Genomic DNA, 18,573 nt, shown 5'->3' on the forward strand with positions numbered 1-18,573 from the left:
GGACTTTTTGGGATTTGGTCTGTTTATTTTAAGAGAAGATGATAGACTAAAAGAAGGAAAATAAACAAAAATTCTCCTCTTTTTTGCGTAGTCTAGATTAACTGGGCTTTTAGAAATGAGAAACTTACTAAAAACAACCAGAGTATCAGAGATTATGGTAAAATAGGAGTAGTTTAGACAGTAGGGGAGAATGAATATGAAACAACGTGGTTTTGAGATTATTTCTAAGTATCAAGAAGAGGGCTTGAGTGTCCCACAACGAGCAACAAAAGGTGCCGCTGGGTATGATTTTCAAGCAGCCGAAACGGTCGTTGTACCAAGTCTTTGGAAGTTACAACAAGCTGGAGAAAATCCCAAACCAATTTTAGTTAAAACAGGAATTAAGGCGTATATGCCTGATTCTGAATATTTAGAATTGGTGAGTCGTTCTTCGAACCCGCTAAAACGGTTCCTACTTTTAGCGAATGGTGTCGGAGTCATTGACAGTGATTATTATAATAACGAGAATAACGAAGGACATATCATGTTCCAATTTTTAAACTTTGGATATGAAGATGTTGTCATTGAAAAAGGTGAACGAATTGGCCAAGGGATTTTTAAGCCGTTTTTATTAGCGGATGATGACCAAGTCGAGGCAGAAAGAACGGGCGGTTTTGGTTCGTCTGGACAAAAATAAAGCCCATTTTTTCAGTAGGCAACGTTATTCAAACCATTTAATAAATGTTAAAATAAACAACAGATAAGGAGATTCTACATGGCAAAAAAAGCAAAAGTTCAATTTGAATGTCAAAGCTGTGGGTATGTGTCTCCAAAATATCTCGGCCGCTGTCCTAATTGTGGACAATGGAATTCGATGGTGGAAGAGGTTATTCAAGATACTTCTGATCGTCGTGCTAGAGTAAGTTTGACTGGTAAAAAGACACAACCACAACGGCTATCTGAAGTCGTACCTAAAAAAGAGCCGCGTGTAAAAACTGAATTAGTGGAGCTGAATCGGGTTTTAGGTGGTGGCGTTGTCCCAGGTTCGTTAGTTTTAATCGGTGGCGATCCCGGAATTGGTAAGTCAACATTGCTCTTACAAGTATCGCAACAATTAGCAGCCACAGGTGGCACGGTTTTATATGTTTCTGGTGAAGAAAGTGCTGAGCAAATTAAATTACGAGCGGAGCGTCTAGGCACCGTCAACGAGACATTTTACTTATACGCAGAAACAGATATGCACGAAATATCACGAGCCATTGAAAAATTAGAACCAGACTATGTCATTATTGACTCGATTCAAACAATGACGCAGCCAGATGTTACCAGCGTTGCTGGTAGTGTCAGTCAAGTCCGAGAAACAACTGCCGAATTATTGAAACTGGCAAAAACGAATGGGATTGCCATTTTTATTGTCGGACACGTAACGAAGGAAGGGTCTATCGCAGGGCCACGGATGTTGGAACATATGGTAGACACGGTTCTTTATTTTGAAGGAGATAAGCATCACACCTTTAGAATCTTACGGGCTGTCAAAAATCGGTTTGGCTCAACGAATGAGATTGGTATTTTTGAAATGCAGACACATGGATTGGTTGAAGTTATGAATCCTTCTCAGGTCTTTTTAGAAGAACGTTTAGAAGGAGCCACCGGATCTTCAATTGTGGTAGCAATGGAAGGTTCACGCCCCATTTTGGTGGAAATCCAAGCGTTAGTTACCCCAACGATGTTTGGCAATGCCAAGCGAACGACCACCGGGTTGGACTTTAATCGCGTTTCTTTAATCATGGCGGTTTTAGAAAAACGGGCAGGCCTTTTATTACAAAACCAGGATGCGTATCTAAAAGCGGCTGGTGGAGTCAAAATTAATGAACCAGCTATTGATTTAGCGTTAGCAATCAGTATTGCTTCTAGCTATAAAGAAAAAGGAACCTCATCTTCAGAATGTTTCATTGGTGAGATTGGTTTAACTGGTGAAATTCGCCGCGTGAATAGTATTGAACAACGAGTGCGTGAAGCGCAAAAACTAGGCTTTACAAAAGTCTATGTCCCTAAAAATAACCTTGGTGGCTGGGAAGCGCCTGAAGGGATTGAAATTATTGGCGTTTCAACAATTGGTGAAACGTTAAGAAAAGTTTTTAAATAATGAAAATAGAAATAATTCGTTTAGGTTGTTGGTGGCGTATGATTTTTGTACGCCCTACAACACTAGACGTCTTTATTAAATAAACGAGGAGGATGGCTATATGCAAAAACGAATCATCACGTTGCTGATGATCATTGCTGGTGCAAGTTTAGGAATTTCTCTTTTCCCAATGGCTTGGGAAATGGCTAAGCAAGGCAATAACAGTTGGTTAAACAATAACTTTACGAACGGATTAATCGGTGCAATTATTTTCTTTATTTTATCTTTAGGGTTAGCAAAGTATATTGTTTCCGCTGTCAAAAAAATCGAAGCAGCTTTAAATGAAATGAGTTTAACCTATTTATTATTTGGAAGTATTGGTGCCATCATTGGTTTAACAATTGGCGTCATTATCTCCATTCCAATGTACAACTTACAAATTCCTGTCGTGAATAGTTTACTGCCAATTCTAGTTATGATTATTCTGGGTTACTTAGGTTTCCGAATGGGAACAACACGGATTGAGGAGTGGAAAAAAGTTTTTACACCTCGCCAAAAGAAAGCAAATACGGAAGACACCGAAGGACAAATGTTGGAACGTAAAGTGGAAGACAACTTCCATAAATACAAAATTTTAGACACCAGTGTCATCATTGATGGCAGAATCTACGATATCGCTAAAACAGGCTTTTTAGAAGGTGTTTTGCTCATCCCTAACTTTGTTTTATATGAATTACAATACATTGCTGATTCTGGAGACAGTTTAAAACGGGTGAGAGGTCGTCGTGGCTTAGATATTTTAAATGCTTTACAAAAAGAAGAAGGTATCTCCGTTGAGATGTATGACGGAGATTTCGAGGATATCTCTGAAGTAGACAGTAAATTAATCAAATTAGCAAAATTATTAGATGGCGTGGTTGTGACCAATGACTACAACTTAAACAAAGTCTCTGAATTTCAAAATGTGCCTGTTTTAAACATTAATGCTTTAGCTAATGCTGTGAAACCAGTGGTGATTCCAGGTGAAACGATGAATGTGATGGTTGTAAAAGCCGGAACAGAGCGTCAACAAGGGGTCGCTTACTTAGATGATGGCACAATGGTTGTGGTAGAAGATGGCCAGCATTACATGAATGAGCAAATCGAAGTGGTCGTCACAAGTGCTTTACAAACCGCAGCTGGGCGTATGATTTTTGCCAAACCGGCGCACGCGGGTCGCGGGATTAATGATCGCAAGGATAACCATCCTAAAAACGATAAAAATTAAGCAAAGTGAGGACTTAGTATGATTCGAATCGGTCAAGGTTTTGATGTTCATCAATTAGTTCCGCAACGACCTTTAATTATTGGTGGGGTTACTCTTCCTTATGAAAAAGGTCTGTTAGGTCACTCAGATGCCGATGTTTTAACACATGCAATTATTGATGCAATCCTTGGTGCCGCTGGTCTGGGTGATATTGGGCAACTGTTTCCCGAAACCGATCCGCAGTTCAAAAATGCGAATTCTGTAAACTTATTAAAAAAAGTAAATGAAAAAGTTGGGCGGTCGGGCTTTACTATTGGCAATATTGATTGTACAATTTTAGCGGAAGAGCCAAAGATGAGCCCATACTTGGCAGAGATGAAAAAGAATCTAGCCGCGAGTTGCCACTTAGCGGTCACACAAGTGAACATTAAGGCAACGACCATGGAAACGATGGGCTTTGTTGGTAAAAAAGAAGGAATCGGCGCAATTGCCGTTGCTTTATTGGAAAAATAACTGAAAACGACGTTAAACCGTCTGTTTTTAAAAAATGGAAAGAGGAATGAACATGACGAAAGTTCGTGTGCGTTACGCACCAAGTCCAACTGGACACTTGCACATTGGGAATGCAAGAACAGCATTATTTAACTACTTATTTGCCCGCCACAATGACGGAGAATTTATCATTCGTATCGAGGATACCGACCAAAAACGGAACATCGAAGACGGCGAGAAAAGTCAGTTGGAAAACTTAGCATGGTTAGGGATGGAATGGGATGAATCACCTGCTCATCCGGGAGAATATGGTCCATATCGTCAATCAGAACGTAAAGAAATTTACCAACCATTGATTGATCAATTATTAAGCAGCAATCGTGCGTATAAGTGTTATTGTACGCCAGAAGAATTAGAAGCAGAACGTGAAGCACAACAAGCTCGTGGGGAAATGCCTCACTACGCAGGCACTTGTGCGAATTTAACACCTTCTGAACAAGCAGCCAAAGAAGCGGCTGGTCTAGAACCAGTGATTCGTTTCCGAGTGCCACGTAACACAGAATACAAATTTGATGACATCGTGAAAGGTGAAATTACTTTTGAGTCAGATAACATTGGTGGCGATTTTGTCATCCAAAAACGCGATGGGATGCCAACGTATAACTTTGCCGTTGCAGTAGATGATCACTTAATGAAAATTTCTCACGTTTTACGTGGCGATGATCACATTGCGAACACACCAAAACAATTAATGATTTACGAAGCGTTTGAATGGACACCACCTGTCTTTGGCCATATGACCTTAATCATTAATTCAGAAACTGGCAAAAAATTGAGCAAACGTGATGAAACAATTTTACAATTTATTGAACAATACCGTGAATTAGGTTACTTACCAGAAGCCATGTTCAACTTTATTGCTTTACTAGGATGGTCTCCTGTTGGCGAAGAAGAAATCTTCTCACAAGAAGACTTGATTAAATTGTTTGATGAACAACGCTTAAGCAAGTCACCAGCGGCCTTTGATGCGAAAAAATTAGAATGGATTAACAATCAATACATGAAACAAATGGACTTAAGTGAACTAACAGATATGTGTATTCCTTATTTAGTCGCTGACGGTCGTGTTGAAGAAAATCCATCTCCTGAAAAAATCGAATGGTTAAAACAATTAGTTAGCTTGTATCAACCACAAATGAGTTATGCAGCTGAAATTGTGGAACTATCAAACTTGTTCTTTAATGAACATCCAGTTTTAGATGATGCTGCGAAAGAATTCTTGCAAGGAGAAACAGTGCCAACTGTGTTACAGGCGTTCAAAGAACAATTAGAAGCCTTGGACGTTTTCGATGTCCCAAGTATTAAAGCAGCGATTAAAGCCGTCCAAAAAGAAACCGGCGTTAAAGGCAAAAACTTGTTTATGCCAATTCGAATTGCTGTTTCTGGACAAATGCATGGTCCTGAATTAGGCGAAACCATCGAGTTATTAGGCAAAGAAAAAGCATTAGATCATTTAAATAAAGTGTTATAAAAACACAAAGAATAGAAGAAGTAGACAATCAGATGGATTTCAGAGACGCTGTGGGTGGTGAGAACAGCGAGCATCTTTTGTCGAAATGCATCTATGAGTGGCTTCGGTGAAAAAAGTAACCGAAGACGTCGGCAGGCGTTAACTGTATCGAGGCAAGAGCTAGTTCTTGTGAAGAAAAGTGGAACCACGCATGGGCGTCTTTTAAGCAACGTTTTTTTGTTGCTTAAAAGACGTTTTTTATTTTTGTATAATAGAAAGGAGTTCACCCTATGAGTTGGTTGAAACGTAGCGTCGCAGCTGTTAAAAGAAACGATCCTGCAGCGCGGACCACACTAGAAGTTCTTTTAACGTATCCTGGCTTGCACGCCCTGTTTTGGCATCGCTTGTCTCATTTCTTATATAGGCATCAGTTGTTTTTGTTGGCGAAGATTCATGCACAATTTTGGCGTTTCATAACGGGCGTAGAAATTCATCCAGGAGCCACAATTGGTGCGGGGGTTTTTATCGATCACGGCATGGGCATTGTGATTGGGGAAACCGCGGAAATAGAAGAAGATGTTGTTTTGTTTCACGGAGTGACGTTAGGTGGGACCGGTCGTGATACGGGTAAACGCCATCCAACAGTGAAAAAAGGAGCGATGATTTCGGCACGAGCTCAAATTTTAGGGCCAGTTGTGATTGGTGAACGTTCAAAAATTGGGGCGGGTGCTGTTGTTATTTCAGACATCCCAGCAGATGCTACAGCTGTGGGTGTGCCTGCGAAAGTCGTTCGTCTAAATGGAAGAAAGGTGGAAAAAGGGCATGATTAAAATTTATAATACATTGACCAGAGAAAAAGAAGTATTTACGCCAATTGAGGCGCATAAAGTTCGGATGTATGTCTGCGGACCAACCGTGTATAACTATATCCATATCGGTAATGCGCGCAGTGCGATCGCCTTTGATACAATTCGTCGTTATTTTGAATATCGTGGGTATGAAGTGAATTATGTCTCGAACTTTACAGATGTCGATGATAAAATTATCAAGGCAGCTAAAGAATTGAAAATTACTGCGCCGGAAGTGGCGGAGCGTTTTATCAAAGCCTTTGAAGAAGACACGCAAGCATTGAATGTCCAACCAGCAACGTTACATCCTCGGGTGATGGACCACATGCCTGATATCTTAACTTTCATCGAAGTTTTAATTGAAAAAGGTTTTGCTTATGAGGTCGCAGGTGATGTGTATTATCGCACCCGTAAATTCCCTAATTATGGTAAATTAAGCCATCAATCGATTGATGAATTAGAAGTGGGGGCAAGTCAACGAACTGGCGTTGAACAACAATTAAAAGAAGACCCATTGGATTTTGCTCTTTGGAAAAGTGCCAAAGAAGATGAAATTTCTTGGGATTCTCCTTGGGGGAAAGGACGTCCCGGCTGGCATATTGAATGCTCTGTCATGGCGACAAAACACTTGGGAGAGACGATTGATATTCATGGCGGTGGACAAGATTTAGAATTTCCACATCATGAGAATGAAATTGCACAGAGCGAAGCCAAAACAGGCCATACCTTTGCCAATTACTGGATGCATAACGGCTATGTCACAATTGGTGAAGACGATGAAAAAATGAGCAAATCCCTAGGTAACTTCATTACTGTTCATGAAATGATTCAAAAAGTGGATCCGCAAATTTTACGTTTCTTTATGTCCACCACCCAGTACCGTCGCCCGATTCGTTATAGCGAAAGCACTCTAAAAGAGGCAGCAGCCAATTATCAAAAATTGAAAAATGCGTTTGAAAATTTACGTTTTAGACAAGCAGATGCGGTCGCAAGTTTGCCAGAGGATGAACACTATTTAGCTCAATTAAACGAATTAGAACAACGTTTTATTACGGAAATGGACGATGATTTCAATGCAGCTAACGGGATTACGGTCGTTTATGAATTAGCGAAGATGATGAATCAGTACAGTGAACAAGCGACAGTTTCGGAACCAGTTCTAGTGGCGATGGATAAGCTTTTCAGTGGCTGGTTAGCTATTTTTGGTTTATTCTTTAAAAACGAAGAATTAGTGGATGCACAAGTCGATGCGTTAATTGAAGAACGGAACCAAGCACGGAAAGACCGTGATTTTGCCCGAAGTGATGAAATCCGCGATTTATTAAAAGAACAAGGCATTGTTTTAGAAGATACTCCGCAAGGAACGAGATGGAGAAGAAGTGAATGAGAGATTACAAACAATTAAACGGTTTAGCTTTGGCCTATGTTGGCGATGCGATTTATGAAATTTACATTCGTGATTATTTAGTTTCCTTGGGACAAACGAAACCGAATGTTTTGCATCGCATGGCGACACACTACGTGTCAGCAAAAGCCCAAGCAAGCTTAATGCAAGCGATGTTAGCGGGAGAAATGCTAACGGAGGAAGAAGAAGTGATGTACAAACGCGGTCGGAATGCTAAAAGTCACACCTTTGCTAAAAATGCTGATGTGACGACCTATCGGGTAGCGACCGGTTTCGAATCCTTGATGGGTTATTTACATTTAACACAACAAAAAGAACGTTTAGAAGAATTAATTAACTGGTGTATCAAGAAAGTAGGTGAAACCAATGAAAAATGAAAAATCTCGTCCTTTTAAAAAAGGTAAGAAACGTCCAGAACGTTCAGATAAGCGTTCAAAAGAACGGAACCCACGACCAGCGACAGCAGGTGCTGATGGAACCTCAGAAGAGCTAGCAGATAACTTTGTCTTTGGTTTCCATGCCACTGTTGAGGCGTTGCAGCAAGGACGCGGGAATAAATTGTTTTTACAAGAAGATGCTCGTGGCGAGAAAATTGAGCAATTAAAACAAGCAGCGAAAGAACAGGCTGTTCCAGTCAAATGGGTGCCTAAAGCAAAATTAGATACGATGAGTGATCACGGCGTGCATCAAGGCATGGTTTTAGCAATCACGGCGTATCAATATTTAACTTTAGAAGAATTATTGGAACAAACAAAAGAAAAGACAGAAACACCATTTTTCCTAATTTTAGACAGTCTAGAGGACCCACATAACTTTGGCTCAATTTTGCGAACAGCTGATGCGACAGGCGTGGACGGTATTATCATTCCGAAACATCGTGCAGTGGGAATTACACCAACCGTAACCAAAGCATCAACAGGGGCCGTGGAACATATTCCAGTGGCTCGTGTAACGAATCTAGCGCAAAGTATTGCAACGCTAAAAGAGAATCAATTTTGGATTTTTGGTACAGATATGTCTGGGACGGATTATCGTCGCTGGAATACACAAGGCGCAATTGCCTTAATCATCGGAAATGAAGGTCGTGGCATGAGTCAAGGTCTTCATAAAGAAGTGGATGAATTATTAACGATTCCAATGACTGGACACGTTCAAAGCTTAAACGCTGGTGTGGCTGCAGGCTTGCTAATGTATGAAGTCTATCGTGGCCGCAACCCATTATAGAAGAAGGCGATTGTATGAAAAAACAATTGTTAATCGTTGATGGCTATAATATGATTGGTGCTTGGCCAGAATTGGTCCAGTTGAAAAAGCAAGAGCGTTTAGAGGATGCGCGTGAACTGCTTCTTAGTCGTCTGTCCAATTATGCCAAATATGAAGGGTTAGAAATCATTGTGGTCTTTGATGCCCAATTAGTCCCAGGTATTCAGCAAACGTACAAAAAGTACCTTTTGACCGTGGTTTTCACCAAAGAAGATGAAACAGCAGATAGTTATATTGAACGTCTAGCTGGTGAAAAAAATGATCGTTTAACGCAAGTAACAGTCGCAACGAGTGATTTGGCTGAACAATGGGTGGTCTTTTCACAAGGTGCATTGCGGACTTCGGCCAATGAACTTTACAAAGCTGTCCAGAAAACAGAAAAGACGATTGCCATTCATGCAACGGATATCCATTTCCAGCAATTTCGTCGAAATTCTCCATGGAACGTGGAGCAGTTATCAAAACTTTCTGAGAAGCTAGAAGAATTGTCTCAAAAAAAAGATTAAACAAATGTTCGCTTAAGTCATAAATTTCTAACATGCTATGCTCTCCTAAATCATTCGATACGTTTATCGAAAAGGAGGGCTTTTTATGTTAGAACAGATTCAACAAGCATTAGCAGGAGACCAAGAACAATTTCAAGCCTTATATGGGCAATATCAGCCAGTGATTTATAAGTGCATGAAAAAATACTATTTAAAAGATTATGATAATGAGGACTGGCTTCAAGAAGGGCGAATTGTCTTCTTTCGGACGTTAGAACGATTTGATTCAGAAAAACAAGCATCATTAGGAAAGTTTTTTAAACGAAATTTTGAAAATCACGTACATAGCTTAATTCGCCATCAATGCGCCTATAAGCGGCGAACAGATACCTTGTCTATTTCTCTGGAACAACGATTAGAAAGCGCTGGTGAAGAGTTAGTGGACTATTTAGGGACAGCGGCTACCGACCCATTAGGTCAATTAATGATTCAAGAAAAATTGGCAGCTTTTCCGACACGTCTTTCCTCGTTGGAACAACAAATTTTAAACGCATACTTAAAAGGCTACACGTTAGAAGAAATCGCTAAAGTACGTGGGGGAACTTTTTCAGCTGTCCGAAGTGCCTATGATCGTGCCAAAGCAAAAATGAAATATACATTAGAAAATGAATAAAAATTCGACAAAACAGCCGGTTTGTCGAGCAAAAGTAGTTGCAAACAGACTTCTAGTATGATAAACTTGAAATTTTTTAAAAAAAGTGATATAATGTTTCTCGAGGTGAATGCAATGCCAACAACGTTATCGTCAATTAAGAAAGATTTGGAAGGCCGTATCGGCAGTGAAATTATGTTAGTTGCTCAGACTGGAAGAAAGCGCCAAACAGAACGTAAAGGAATCTTAACGGAGACTTATCCATCTGTTTTTGTTGTTGACTTGGATCCAGACGAGAACTCATTTGAACGTGTATCTTACAGCTATTCAGATGTTTTAACACGCACCGTTGAAATCGAATTCATCGGTCAAGCCGTATAATTTAGAAAGTCCGCTTAGGAGTGAAGGAAGAGCCCTTCGTTCCTAAGCTCTTTTTAATTTCAGCCATCTGTCGTCAGAGAAAGAGCAATCTTCGGTGTACTTCTTCATGGACATATGATAGAATCTAAAAGATTAAAATGTTGGTAGACAAAAGATTAAGGAAGGTGAATCAGGGAACCGATGGAAATAATCGAACGAGCTCCTGCGAAAATTAATCTTGGGTTAGATGTTCTGCATAAACGTGTGGATGGCTATCATGAAGTTGAATCTATTTTTGCAAGTGTAGATTTAGCCGATCATTTAACTTTTGAAAATCTAGAAGAAGACATCATTCGTATTGAAACGGACAGCTCTTTTTTACCCGTGGATCGACGGAATCATGTCTATCAAGCAGTTGACTTATTAAAGCGTACCTATAATATTCATAAAGGAATTAAAATATATATTGAAAAACGTATCCCCGTGGCAGCTGGTTTAGCAGGGGGGAGCAGTGACTGTGCCGCAGCATTACGAGGCTTGAACAAACTGTGGAATCTGGGGTTGACGATGGACGAACTCTGTGAAATTGGCAGCCAAATTGGTATGGATGTTCCTTATTGTTTAAGGGGCGGAACAGCCTTTGCAAACGGACGTGGGGAGAAAATTGAAGCATTACCGACCATGCCTCAATGTTGGATTGTGTTAGTTAAACCAAGAATTAGTGTATCTACTAGTACCGTTTTTAATGATTTAGCGGTAGATGAATTGCACCATCCAGATATTGCTGGACTAAGAATAGCTATTGAAAATGGTGATTATACTGGGATGACCCAAACGGTTGGCAATGCGTTGGAAAGTGTCACGATTGCCAGACATCCAATCGTGCAACAAATCAAGGATCGCATGCTGAAGTACGGCGCTGATGCAGCGTTGATGAGCGGCAGTGGACCGACAGTCTTTGCTTTATGTGAAAAGAAAACACGAGCACAACGGATTTATAATGGACTTAAAGGCTTTTGTGAAGAAGTTTATTTGGTTCGGACATTGAAATAAATAAAAACAACAGAGCGTGGAGCAAAAACCCAAAGTGATTTTTGTCCCACGCTCTGTTGTTTTTTTAAATTTATTCCTTGACGTCCCGTGATCCATTTGGTACATTATTCCTGGCAAATCGTAAATATTACGGTTTATAATAGGTAAATCGAAAAGAGGACAGAACATGACGAAAATCTACCGCCGTTTGATAATCGGCGTTACTTTAGCAATCAGTGCTTTTCTTTTAGCTAGCTGTGGGCAAACCACACAATCGCCAAAAGAGAAGAAAGAGCTCACGGTAATGACTACTTTTTATCCGATGTACGACTTCGCAAAACAAGTCGTTGGTGATGAGGGAGAGGTTGAGCTGTTGATTCCAGCTGGAACGGAACCACACGATTATGAACCAAGCGCAAAAGACTTAGCGAAAATTACTGATGCGGATGTCTTTGTTTATAATAGTAAAGAGCTAGAAACTTGGGTTCCGAATGTTATTGAAAACTTGGACACGAAAAAAGTTTCAATCGTGGAAGCCAGTCAATCCATTCAATTGATGCAAGGAACAGAAGAGGAAGAATCTGGCGAAGAAGGTCATGAAGGCCATAACCATTCCCACGAATTGGATCCGCATGTCTGGTTAGATCCCGTGTTAGCGCAAAAAGAAGTGACAGCGATTCGGGATGCGCTTATCAAAAAATATCCTGAAAAAAAAGCCGTATTTGAAAAAAATACCGCTGCTTATTTGGAAAAATTGACTGCGTTAGATAAGGAATACCAAGCTGCGTTTGCAGGCGCTAAAAATCGGACCTTTGTGACGCAACATGCTGCATTTGGCTATTTGGCGAAACAATATGGCTTGACCCAAGAACCGATTGCTGGGATTTCTCCAGACCAAGAACCTTCGCCAAGTCGTTTAGCCGAATTAAAAAAATATATTAAAACAAACAATGTTTCTGTGATCTATTTTGAAGCATCGGCTTCTACAAAAGTAGCCAAAACATTGGCAGACGAGACAGGCGTCGAATTAGCCGTATTGAATCCTTTAGAGAGTTTAACTCAAAAAGAACAAGAAGCAGGCGAGAACTACGTGTCTGTCATGAAAGAAAACCTCGCTGCTTTACAAAAAAGCATTCATTAATCTGGCAACAGAAAGGAGCCCACTTATGCATTATATTGAAGTCGAAAATTTAACCTTCTATTATGATGATGAACCTGTTTTAGAAGATGTTTCTTATTATGTTGATCCAGGGGAATTCGTTATTTTAACAGGAGAAAATGGCGCTGCCAAGTCAACGCTGATCAAAAGTACCTTAGGGTTATTAAAACCAACAAGTGGCAAAATTACGGTCGCTAAAAAAAATAGTGCTGGTGAAAAAATCAGCATTGGCTACATTCCACAACAAGTCGCTTCTTTCAATGCGGGCTTTCCTAGCACCGTCATTGAATTAGTACGTTCAGGTCGTTTTCCCAGAAATCGTTGGTTCAAACCGTTGACGAAAAAAGATCATCTTCATGTGGAAAAAGCTTTGAAATCAGTGGACATGTGGGAAATGCGCCACAAACGAATTGGCGAGCTTTCTGGAGGGCAAAAGCAACGAATTAGTTTAGCACGAGTGTTTGCGACCGATCCAGATTTATTTATTTTAGATGAGCCAACAACAGGTATGGATGAACAATCGCGAAACGAATTTTATCAATTGTTGCAACACAGTGCGCATGAACATGGAAAAGCTATTTTGATGATTACGCATGATCATGAAGATATCAAAACCTATGTGGATCGTCAAATTCGTCTTGTCCGCAAAGAAGATTCGAAATGGCGTTGCTTCCATATGAGTGAAGAATCGTATACGTAAATTTTCCAATAAAACGTTATCTGGCTCGATCATAACGAAAGCCAAGGAACGGCTTAAAGAAATGTTGGAAAAATTTAAAAAATAAGCAGGAATTAAAAAATTAATTCGCTTAAACGTCGCTACAATGGTAGTGTTCATTTTAGCGGTAAGGAGTGAATCGTATGGCAGAAATGCTTTCTTATGCATTTATGCAAAAGGCCTTTTTAGCAGCACTGTTTATCTCAGTGATTGCCCCAATGCTCGGCGTCTTTCTAGTTATTCGCCGACAATCTTTAATGGCAGATACCCTTTCACATGTGTCATTAGCCGGTGTGGCACTAGGCTTCTTTTTTAATTGGAATCCTAATTTAATGACCTTAATTGTCGTGATTGTGGCTGCAATCATTCTAGAATATTTACGAATGATTTATAGCACCTATTCAGAAATTTCGATTGCTATTTTAATGTCAGGCGGTTTGGCTTTGGCGTTAGTTTTAATGAATTTAACAGGAGGCAATTCAGCTGCTAGTATTCAATCGTATTTATTTGGTTCCATCGTCACGATTACATGGGATCAAGTGGTTATGTTGGCAATTTTATTCGTAGTTTTAGTTCTATTGTTTATGTTATTTAAACGCCCAATGTATGTTTTAACATTTGATGAAGATACTGCTCATGTTGATGGGCTACCTATTCATTGGATGTCGATGCTTTTTAATGTAATTACTGGTGTGGCGATTGCTGTGATGATTCCGATTGCGGGAGCCTTGTTAATTTCAGCAATTATGGTCTTACCAGCTGCAATAGGTATGCGAATTGGTAAAGGTTTTAACACGGTGATTATTATCAGTGTGTTTATGGGCTTGATTGGCATGCTAACAGGGTTGACTAGCTCGTATTATTTGGAAACACCACCGAGTGCAAGTATTACCCTAATTTTTATTGGTTTATTCTTATTAGTCAATATTTATCGCCGAGTGGTTGTTATGGTCCAACGAAAACAAAAAATGCAAAGAAACTAAGGAGAAAAACGAAAGTTTTTCTCTTTTATTTCTTTTTTTTAAAAGAAATGGCGAACTATTTTCAGTTATTTGAAAAAAATCCTCGAATTTTTCGGTTAAACCCCTTATAATAAGGAACGATAGAATGAAAAGGAGTGACGAATTTGAAAATTCGGAGAAGTGAACGATTAATCGATATGACCCAATATCTTTTAGATCATCCCCATACATTGGTTTCTTTGACATATTTTGCTGACCGATACCAATCTGCCAAGTCTTCCATTAGTGAAGATTTAGCAATTGTTAAAAAAACATTTAAAGAACGTGGAACAGGTATTTTAGAAACGATTCCAGGCGCTGCAGGCGGTGTCCGCTTTATCCCTGAAATTCCTTATGAGGAAGCGGAGCAGTTGATTATGGATTTGTGTGATCGTTTGTCAGAACAAGATCGCTTATTACCTGGGGGTTATGTTTATCTTTCAGATTTACTTGGGGAACCGAATTTATTAAGACAAGTGGGCCGGATTATTGCTTCTAAATATTTAGGCAAACAAATTGATGCGGTAATGACCGTTGCGACTAAAGGAGTGCCAATTGCGCAAGCTGTGTCTTATTACTTAAATGTTCCGTTTGTGATTGTTCGTCGCGATTCTAAGATTACTGAAGGTTCAACGGTGAGCGTGAACTATGTATCAGGGTCTTCAGAACGTATCGAAAAAATGGAACTTTCAAAACGCAGCTTAAAACGCGGATCAAAAGTTTTAGTCGTGGATGACTTCATGAAAGGCGGCGGCACCGTCAATGGTATGAAGAGTATGATTGAAGAATTTGAAGCAGAACTTGTGGGCATTACCGTTTTTGCTGAGTCAAAATTCAATGGCCGTCGTGCAATCGATGACTATACTTCGCTATTGTACGTGGAAGATGTGGATACACAAACAAAAACGATTAGCGTAGTCCCAGGAAACTATTTCACAGAGAAATAATTTGAAAAAGAACCTGAAAATGGTCCATTCCATTTTCAGGTTCTTTTTTTCTGTTTTATTCCTTTAAAAAAAGATGAGAAAATAAATTGGTCTACCTTTTAAATGCCTTATTTTGTTGAAAAAGACAAAAGAGTAAGATAAACTAGAAAAGGTATAATGAGGACGATTTAGAAGAAAATCAAACAATTTAGTTAATTTGAGGTGGCAAACGTGGAAAATAGATACGCAATTATTTTAGCAGCTGGTAAAGGAACACGCATGAAATCTAAACTTTATAAAGTATTGCATCCAGTTGCTGGTAAACCAATGGTCGAACATATTTTAGATCAAGTAGAACAAACAGAACCAACAGAAATCGTGACGATCGTTGGACACGGGGCGGAAATGATTAAAAGCCATTTAGGCGAACGTAGTCAATATGCCTTACAAGCTGAACAATTGGGAACTGGGCATGCAGTCATGCAAGCACAAGAGTTATTAGGTGGCAAACAAGGAACAACATTAGTTATTACAGGGGATACGCCGTTATTAACTGCAGAAACCTTGAAAAACTTATTCGATTACCATCAAGGTAAGAATGCAAGTGCGACTATTTTAACAGCGCATGCGGAAGACCCAACAGGCTATGGTCGAATTATTCGTGACCATGTGGGCATTGTTGAACGAATCGTGGAACAAAAAGATGCCAGTGAAGAAGAAGCACGTGTTCAAGAAATTAATACAGGAACCTTCTGTTTTGATAATGAATCATTGTTTGAAGCGTTAGCGAAAACAGATACAAACAACACACAAGGGGAATACTATTTAACAGATATCATTGAAATTTTGAAAAAAGAAGGCAAAGCTGTCGCTGCTTATCAAATGGCAGACTTTGACGAAGCAATGGGTGTAAATGATCGTGTCGCTTTATCCACTGCTAATAAAATTATGCATCGTCGTTTAAATGAAATGCATATGCGAAATGGTGTTACATTTATTGATCCAGATACAACGTATATTGATGAAGGCGTGGTAATTGGTTCAGACACAGTCATTGAAGCGGGAGTCACTATCAAAGGAAAAACAGTGATTGGCGAAGATTGCTTGATTGGCGCACATTCAGAAATCGTTGATAGTCACATCGGCAATCAAGTGGTTGTTAAACAGTCTGTGATTGAAGAAAGTGTGGTTCGCGAGGGGGCCGATGTGGGTCCGTATGCACATTTACGTCCTAAAGCAGATGTGGGGGCAAACGTACACATTGGTAACTTCGTGGAAGTAAAAAATGCAACAATCGATGAAGGCACAAAAGTGGGCCATTTAACATACGTTGGTGATGCAACATTAGGCAAAGATATTAATGTCGGTTGCGGCGTTGTTTTTGTTAATTATGATGGCAAAAATAAACACCAAACAGTCGTGGGTGATCACGCGTTTATTGGCTCTGCAACGAACATTGTTGCGCCAGTCACGATTGGTGATCATGCGGTGACTGCTGCTGGTTCAACTATCACAGAAGATGTCCCTTCAGAAGATTTGGCGATTGCCCGGGCACGTCAAGTGAATAAAGAAGGCTATGCTAAAAAGTTACCTTATATGAAGGATTAATCTCAAATAAAAAAGAACGCTCTTTTGCTTAAGCAAAAGAGCGTTCTTTTTCCTCCTTAAAGACTAGACCAATTGCTGCTAGTATTTGTTTAGAGACGTCCAAGGACTAGACCAATGTTGTTTATTCGGTATTTTTAGTTATTTTTTTCAAAAAAATAGTTTTTGTTCCGCTTTTCCAATATAAAAAGACTTTCTTTTTTTATAAAGTTCGTGTTTTGGTCAAAATTACTATTTTTTTCACAAACAAATCCGCTATATTGTCCAAAAATAAAAACAATTTACAGGAAAAACATCTTATTTTAACGGAATTTACTGTTTTTTATTTAACGGATATATTATGATAGGAAAAGAAGAGCAGCGTGATGGGGGAAGGCTCTTTTTGTTGTTTGTTACTTTGACAATTGTTTGTTGCAAATGGGTTGAAACACAAGGAGGAAATTTGTGAAAAAGTTGAGCTTTAAAAAAGTGAAGTGGGGCATGCATTTTTTAATGGCTGTTGCGTTGATAGCGCCAAGCGTTACTAGTAGGACAGTTCCTAAAAGTGGCTAATTTTTTGTTAAAAAATTAATTGTTATTTTGCTATGAGGGTCTACAATTAAGTTTTTAAGTACTGATCTCCAAACAAATCTTTTTTCTTCTTCATCGAAATCACGATAAGTACTTTCTATATTTTTGTTAAACCAATTTGATTTAAATACTATAGTTTCCTTAGGCTTGACTTGAATCATCATCTGTTCAAGCTCTTTTCTATCTTTCTTATATTCGTCTAAACTTATAACCTCATTAAGATACGCTTTTTTTAACCGTTCTATTTTCTTTAGTATTTTTGAATTATTGTTTTTTTCAGGAGCAGAAACTGCTATTTTCTTCTGTTTAGCTTCAAAGTTTTCCGCGTCTGCTTTAATGTTGTTTAATAAATACTCTTCAAGTATCTCTTCAGCTATATTTATCTTATTTGGGCATTTATTTCTTTTATAAGTGTTTCCGTTACAACGGTATACTTTTTTTGTATAATACATCACTGTGCCATCTTTTTTAATATATTTTCTTTTTCGATAACGTCCAGTCATTTTTTTACCGCAACAACTACATACTACCAGTCCTGAAAAGATATAAGTACGTTTTGCTATAGATGAAATATTTTTATCTAATAGATTTTGAACCTTCTCAAAGGTTTCCTTATCTACTATGGGAGGACAATAATTTTTGTTACCAGAAACTTCACCTATATATTTTCTATTCCTTAACATGTGCTTGATTGTTCGAGAACTTCTTGTAATATCATATTCATTGAATAGATATTCAACAGTTAGGCGTATACTGTTGTGAATAGAATAATGTTTAAAAATGTCTTTTGCTATAGGTGCATTTTCGTTAGGTATTAACTTCTTATCACAGATTTTATAACCAAAAGGAACGCTACCAGTTACCACTTCTCCCTTTCTAATTTTGTTTTCAAATACTGCTTTGATACGTTCAGATGCCATTTGTGCTTCTAATTCAGCAAAACTCATTGACTGATTAACAAAGGAACGCCCATAAGCAGTATCAGTATTGAAAAATGGTTGTGAAACGGCAAGCCATGTTACGCCAGAATTATCTAATATTTCTTGAATATTTAAGTAATGACGTAAATTTCTAAACCATCGATCTAATTTGGTAAACAAAATAATATCTATTCTGTTCTTTTTTATATCTTCTAATAAGCGTTGAAATTCATCGCGGTACAATTTTTGTCCTGAAATGCCGTCATCAATATACGTG

Annotated in this window: 19 protein-coding genes and 1 other annotated feature; of the genes, 18 read left to right on the plus strand and 1 reads right to left on the minus strand. The window is 38.9% G+C overall.

The annotated features are described in order from the left end of the window. Window positions 1–190: 190 nt before the first annotated feature. The 18 genes from KQI94_RS10355 to glmU all read left to right on the plus strand — a co-directional run bounded on the left by KQI94_RS10355 (window position 191) and on the right by glmU (window position 16,809). Window positions 191–676: a dUTP diphosphatase gene (locus KQI94_RS10355; protein ID WP_002361472.1), complete on the plus strand. Its 486-nt coding sequence runs from the start codon at window positions 191–193 to the stop codon at window positions 674–676. A 78-nt stretch (window positions 677–754) separates the two neighbouring features. Beyond that, window positions 755–2,125 carry a DNA repair protein RadA gene (gene radA / locus KQI94_RS10360; RefSeq protein ID WP_002356050.1) on the plus strand — a complete coding sequence of 457 codons (1,371 nt, stop codon included), beginning with the start codon at window positions 755–757 and terminating at the stop codon, window positions 2,123–2,125. Between the two features lie 100 nt (window positions 2,126–2,225). After that, window positions 2,226–3,371, plus strand: a complete 1,146-nt coding sequence (locus tag KQI94_RS10365; RefSeq protein ID WP_002368622.1) for a PIN/TRAM domain-containing protein — start codon at window positions 2,226–2,228, stop codon at window positions 3,369–3,371. Window positions 3,372–3,389: 18 nt separating this feature from the next. Further along, a complete protein-coding gene (gene ispF / locus KQI94_RS10370) occupies window positions 3,390–3,863 on the plus strand; it encodes a 2-C-methyl-D-erythritol 2,4-cyclodiphosphate synthase (protein WP_002367570.1) in 474 nt (157 codons plus the stop codon). Window positions 3,864–3,915: 52 nt separating this feature from the next. Continuing rightward, the gene (gene gltX / locus KQI94_RS10375; RefSeq protein WP_010707928.1) at window positions 3,916–5,373 is read left to right on the plus strand and encodes a glutamate--tRNA ligase; all 1,458 of its coding nucleotides are present in this window, start codon (window positions 3,916–3,918) and stop codon (window positions 5,371–5,373) included. Further along, window positions 5,372–5,578 (plus strand) — a binding site (T-box leader). (Overlaps the previous gene by 2 nt.) A 64-nt stretch (window positions 5,579–5,642) precedes the next feature. Beyond that, window positions 5,643–6,182, plus strand: a complete 540-nt coding sequence (epsC, locus tag KQI94_RS10380; RefSeq protein ID WP_002356054.1) for a serine O-acetyltransferase EpsC — start codon at window positions 5,643–5,645, stop codon at window positions 6,180–6,182. After that, a complete protein-coding gene (cysS, locus tag KQI94_RS10385; RefSeq protein ID WP_002368616.1) occupies window positions 6,175–7,587 on the plus strand; it encodes a cysteine--tRNA ligase in 1,413 nt (470 codons plus the stop codon). The genes epsC and cysS overlap by 8 nt, the downstream gene beginning before the upstream one ends. Then, window positions 7,584–7,982 carry a Mini-ribonuclease 3 gene (locus KQI94_RS10390; RefSeq protein ID WP_002356056.1) on the plus strand — a complete coding sequence of 133 codons (399 nt, stop codon included), beginning with the start codon at window positions 7,584–7,586 and terminating at the stop codon, window positions 7,980–7,982. Before cysS ends, KQI94_RS10390 begins: the two co-directional genes overlap by 4 nt. Further along, the gene (gene rlmB / locus KQI94_RS10395; protein WP_002356057.1) at window positions 7,972–8,829 is read left to right on the plus strand and encodes a 23S rRNA (guanosine(2251)-2'-O)-methyltransferase RlmB; all 858 of its coding nucleotides are present in this window, start codon (window positions 7,972–7,974) and stop codon (window positions 8,827–8,829) included. The genes KQI94_RS10390 and rlmB overlap by 11 nt, the downstream gene beginning before the upstream one ends. 14 nt (window positions 8,830–8,843) lie before the next feature. Further along, window positions 8,844–9,374: an NYN domain-containing protein gene (locus KQI94_RS10400; protein WP_002356058.1), complete on the plus strand. Its 531-nt coding sequence runs from the start codon at window positions 8,844–8,846 to the stop codon at window positions 9,372–9,374. A gap of 85 nt (window positions 9,375–9,459) precedes the next feature. Beyond that, entirely contained in the window at window positions 9,460–10,026 is a 567-nt protein-coding gene (locus KQI94_RS10405; RefSeq protein WP_216454394.1) for a sigma-70 family RNA polymerase sigma factor, read from the plus strand. 57 nt (window positions 10,027–10,083) lie between these two features. Then, entirely contained in the window at window positions 10,084–10,386 is a 303-nt protein-coding gene (locus KQI94_RS10410) for a Veg family protein (RefSeq protein ID WP_002383497.1), read from the plus strand. A gap of 180 nt (window positions 10,387–10,566) precedes the next feature. Continuing rightward, entirely contained in the window at window positions 10,567–11,418 is an 852-nt protein-coding gene (gene ispE, locus KQI94_RS10415; protein ID WP_002356061.1) for a 4-(cytidine 5'-diphospho)-2-C-methyl-D-erythritol kinase, read from the plus strand. A 166-nt stretch (window positions 11,419–11,584) separates the two neighbouring features. Beyond that, window positions 11,585–12,538: a metal ABC transporter substrate-binding protein gene (locus tag KQI94_RS10420; protein WP_002367576.1), complete on the plus strand. Its 954-nt coding sequence runs from the start codon at window positions 11,585–11,587 to the stop codon at window positions 12,536–12,538. 25 nt (window positions 12,539–12,563) lie between these two features. Further along, window positions 12,564–13,256 (plus strand): metal ABC transporter ATP-binding protein, encoded by a 693-nt coding sequence (locus tag KQI94_RS10425; protein ID WP_002356064.1) that lies wholly within the window; start codon window positions 12,564–12,566, stop codon window positions 13,254–13,256. A 161-nt stretch (window positions 13,257–13,417) separates the two neighbouring features. Beyond that, window positions 13,418–14,257 (plus strand): metal ABC transporter permease, encoded by an 840-nt coding sequence (locus tag KQI94_RS10430; RefSeq protein ID WP_002383493.1) that lies wholly within the window; start codon window positions 13,418–13,420, stop codon window positions 14,255–14,257. A 143-nt stretch (window positions 14,258–14,400) separates the two neighbouring features. After that, complete coding sequence (purR, locus tag KQI94_RS10435) at window positions 14,401–15,222, plus strand: pur operon repressor (protein ID WP_002381336.1); 822 nt, start codon at window positions 14,401–14,403, stop codon at window positions 15,220–15,222. A gap of 201 nt (window positions 15,223–15,423) precedes the next feature. Beyond that, complete coding sequence (glmU, locus tag KQI94_RS10440; RefSeq protein ID WP_002356067.1) at window positions 15,424–16,809, plus strand: bifunctional UDP-N-acetylglucosamine diphosphorylase/glucosamine-1-phosphate N-acetyltransferase GlmU; 1,386 nt, start codon at window positions 15,424–15,426, stop codon at window positions 16,807–16,809. Window positions 16,810–17,354: 545 nt separating this feature from the next. Here the strand turns inward: glmU and KQI94_RS10445 are convergent. Further along, window positions 17,355–18,573: recombinase family protein (locus KQI94_RS10445; RefSeq protein WP_216454397.1), on the minus strand; the 1,219-nt coding region annotated here is incomplete at its 5' end.

Origin of the sequence: Enterococcus sp. S183_ASV_20 (assembly GCF_018919685.1) — a bacterium.
Lineage (GTDB): Bacteria > Bacillota > Bacilli > Lactobacillales > Enterococcaceae > Enterococcus > Enterococcus faecalis.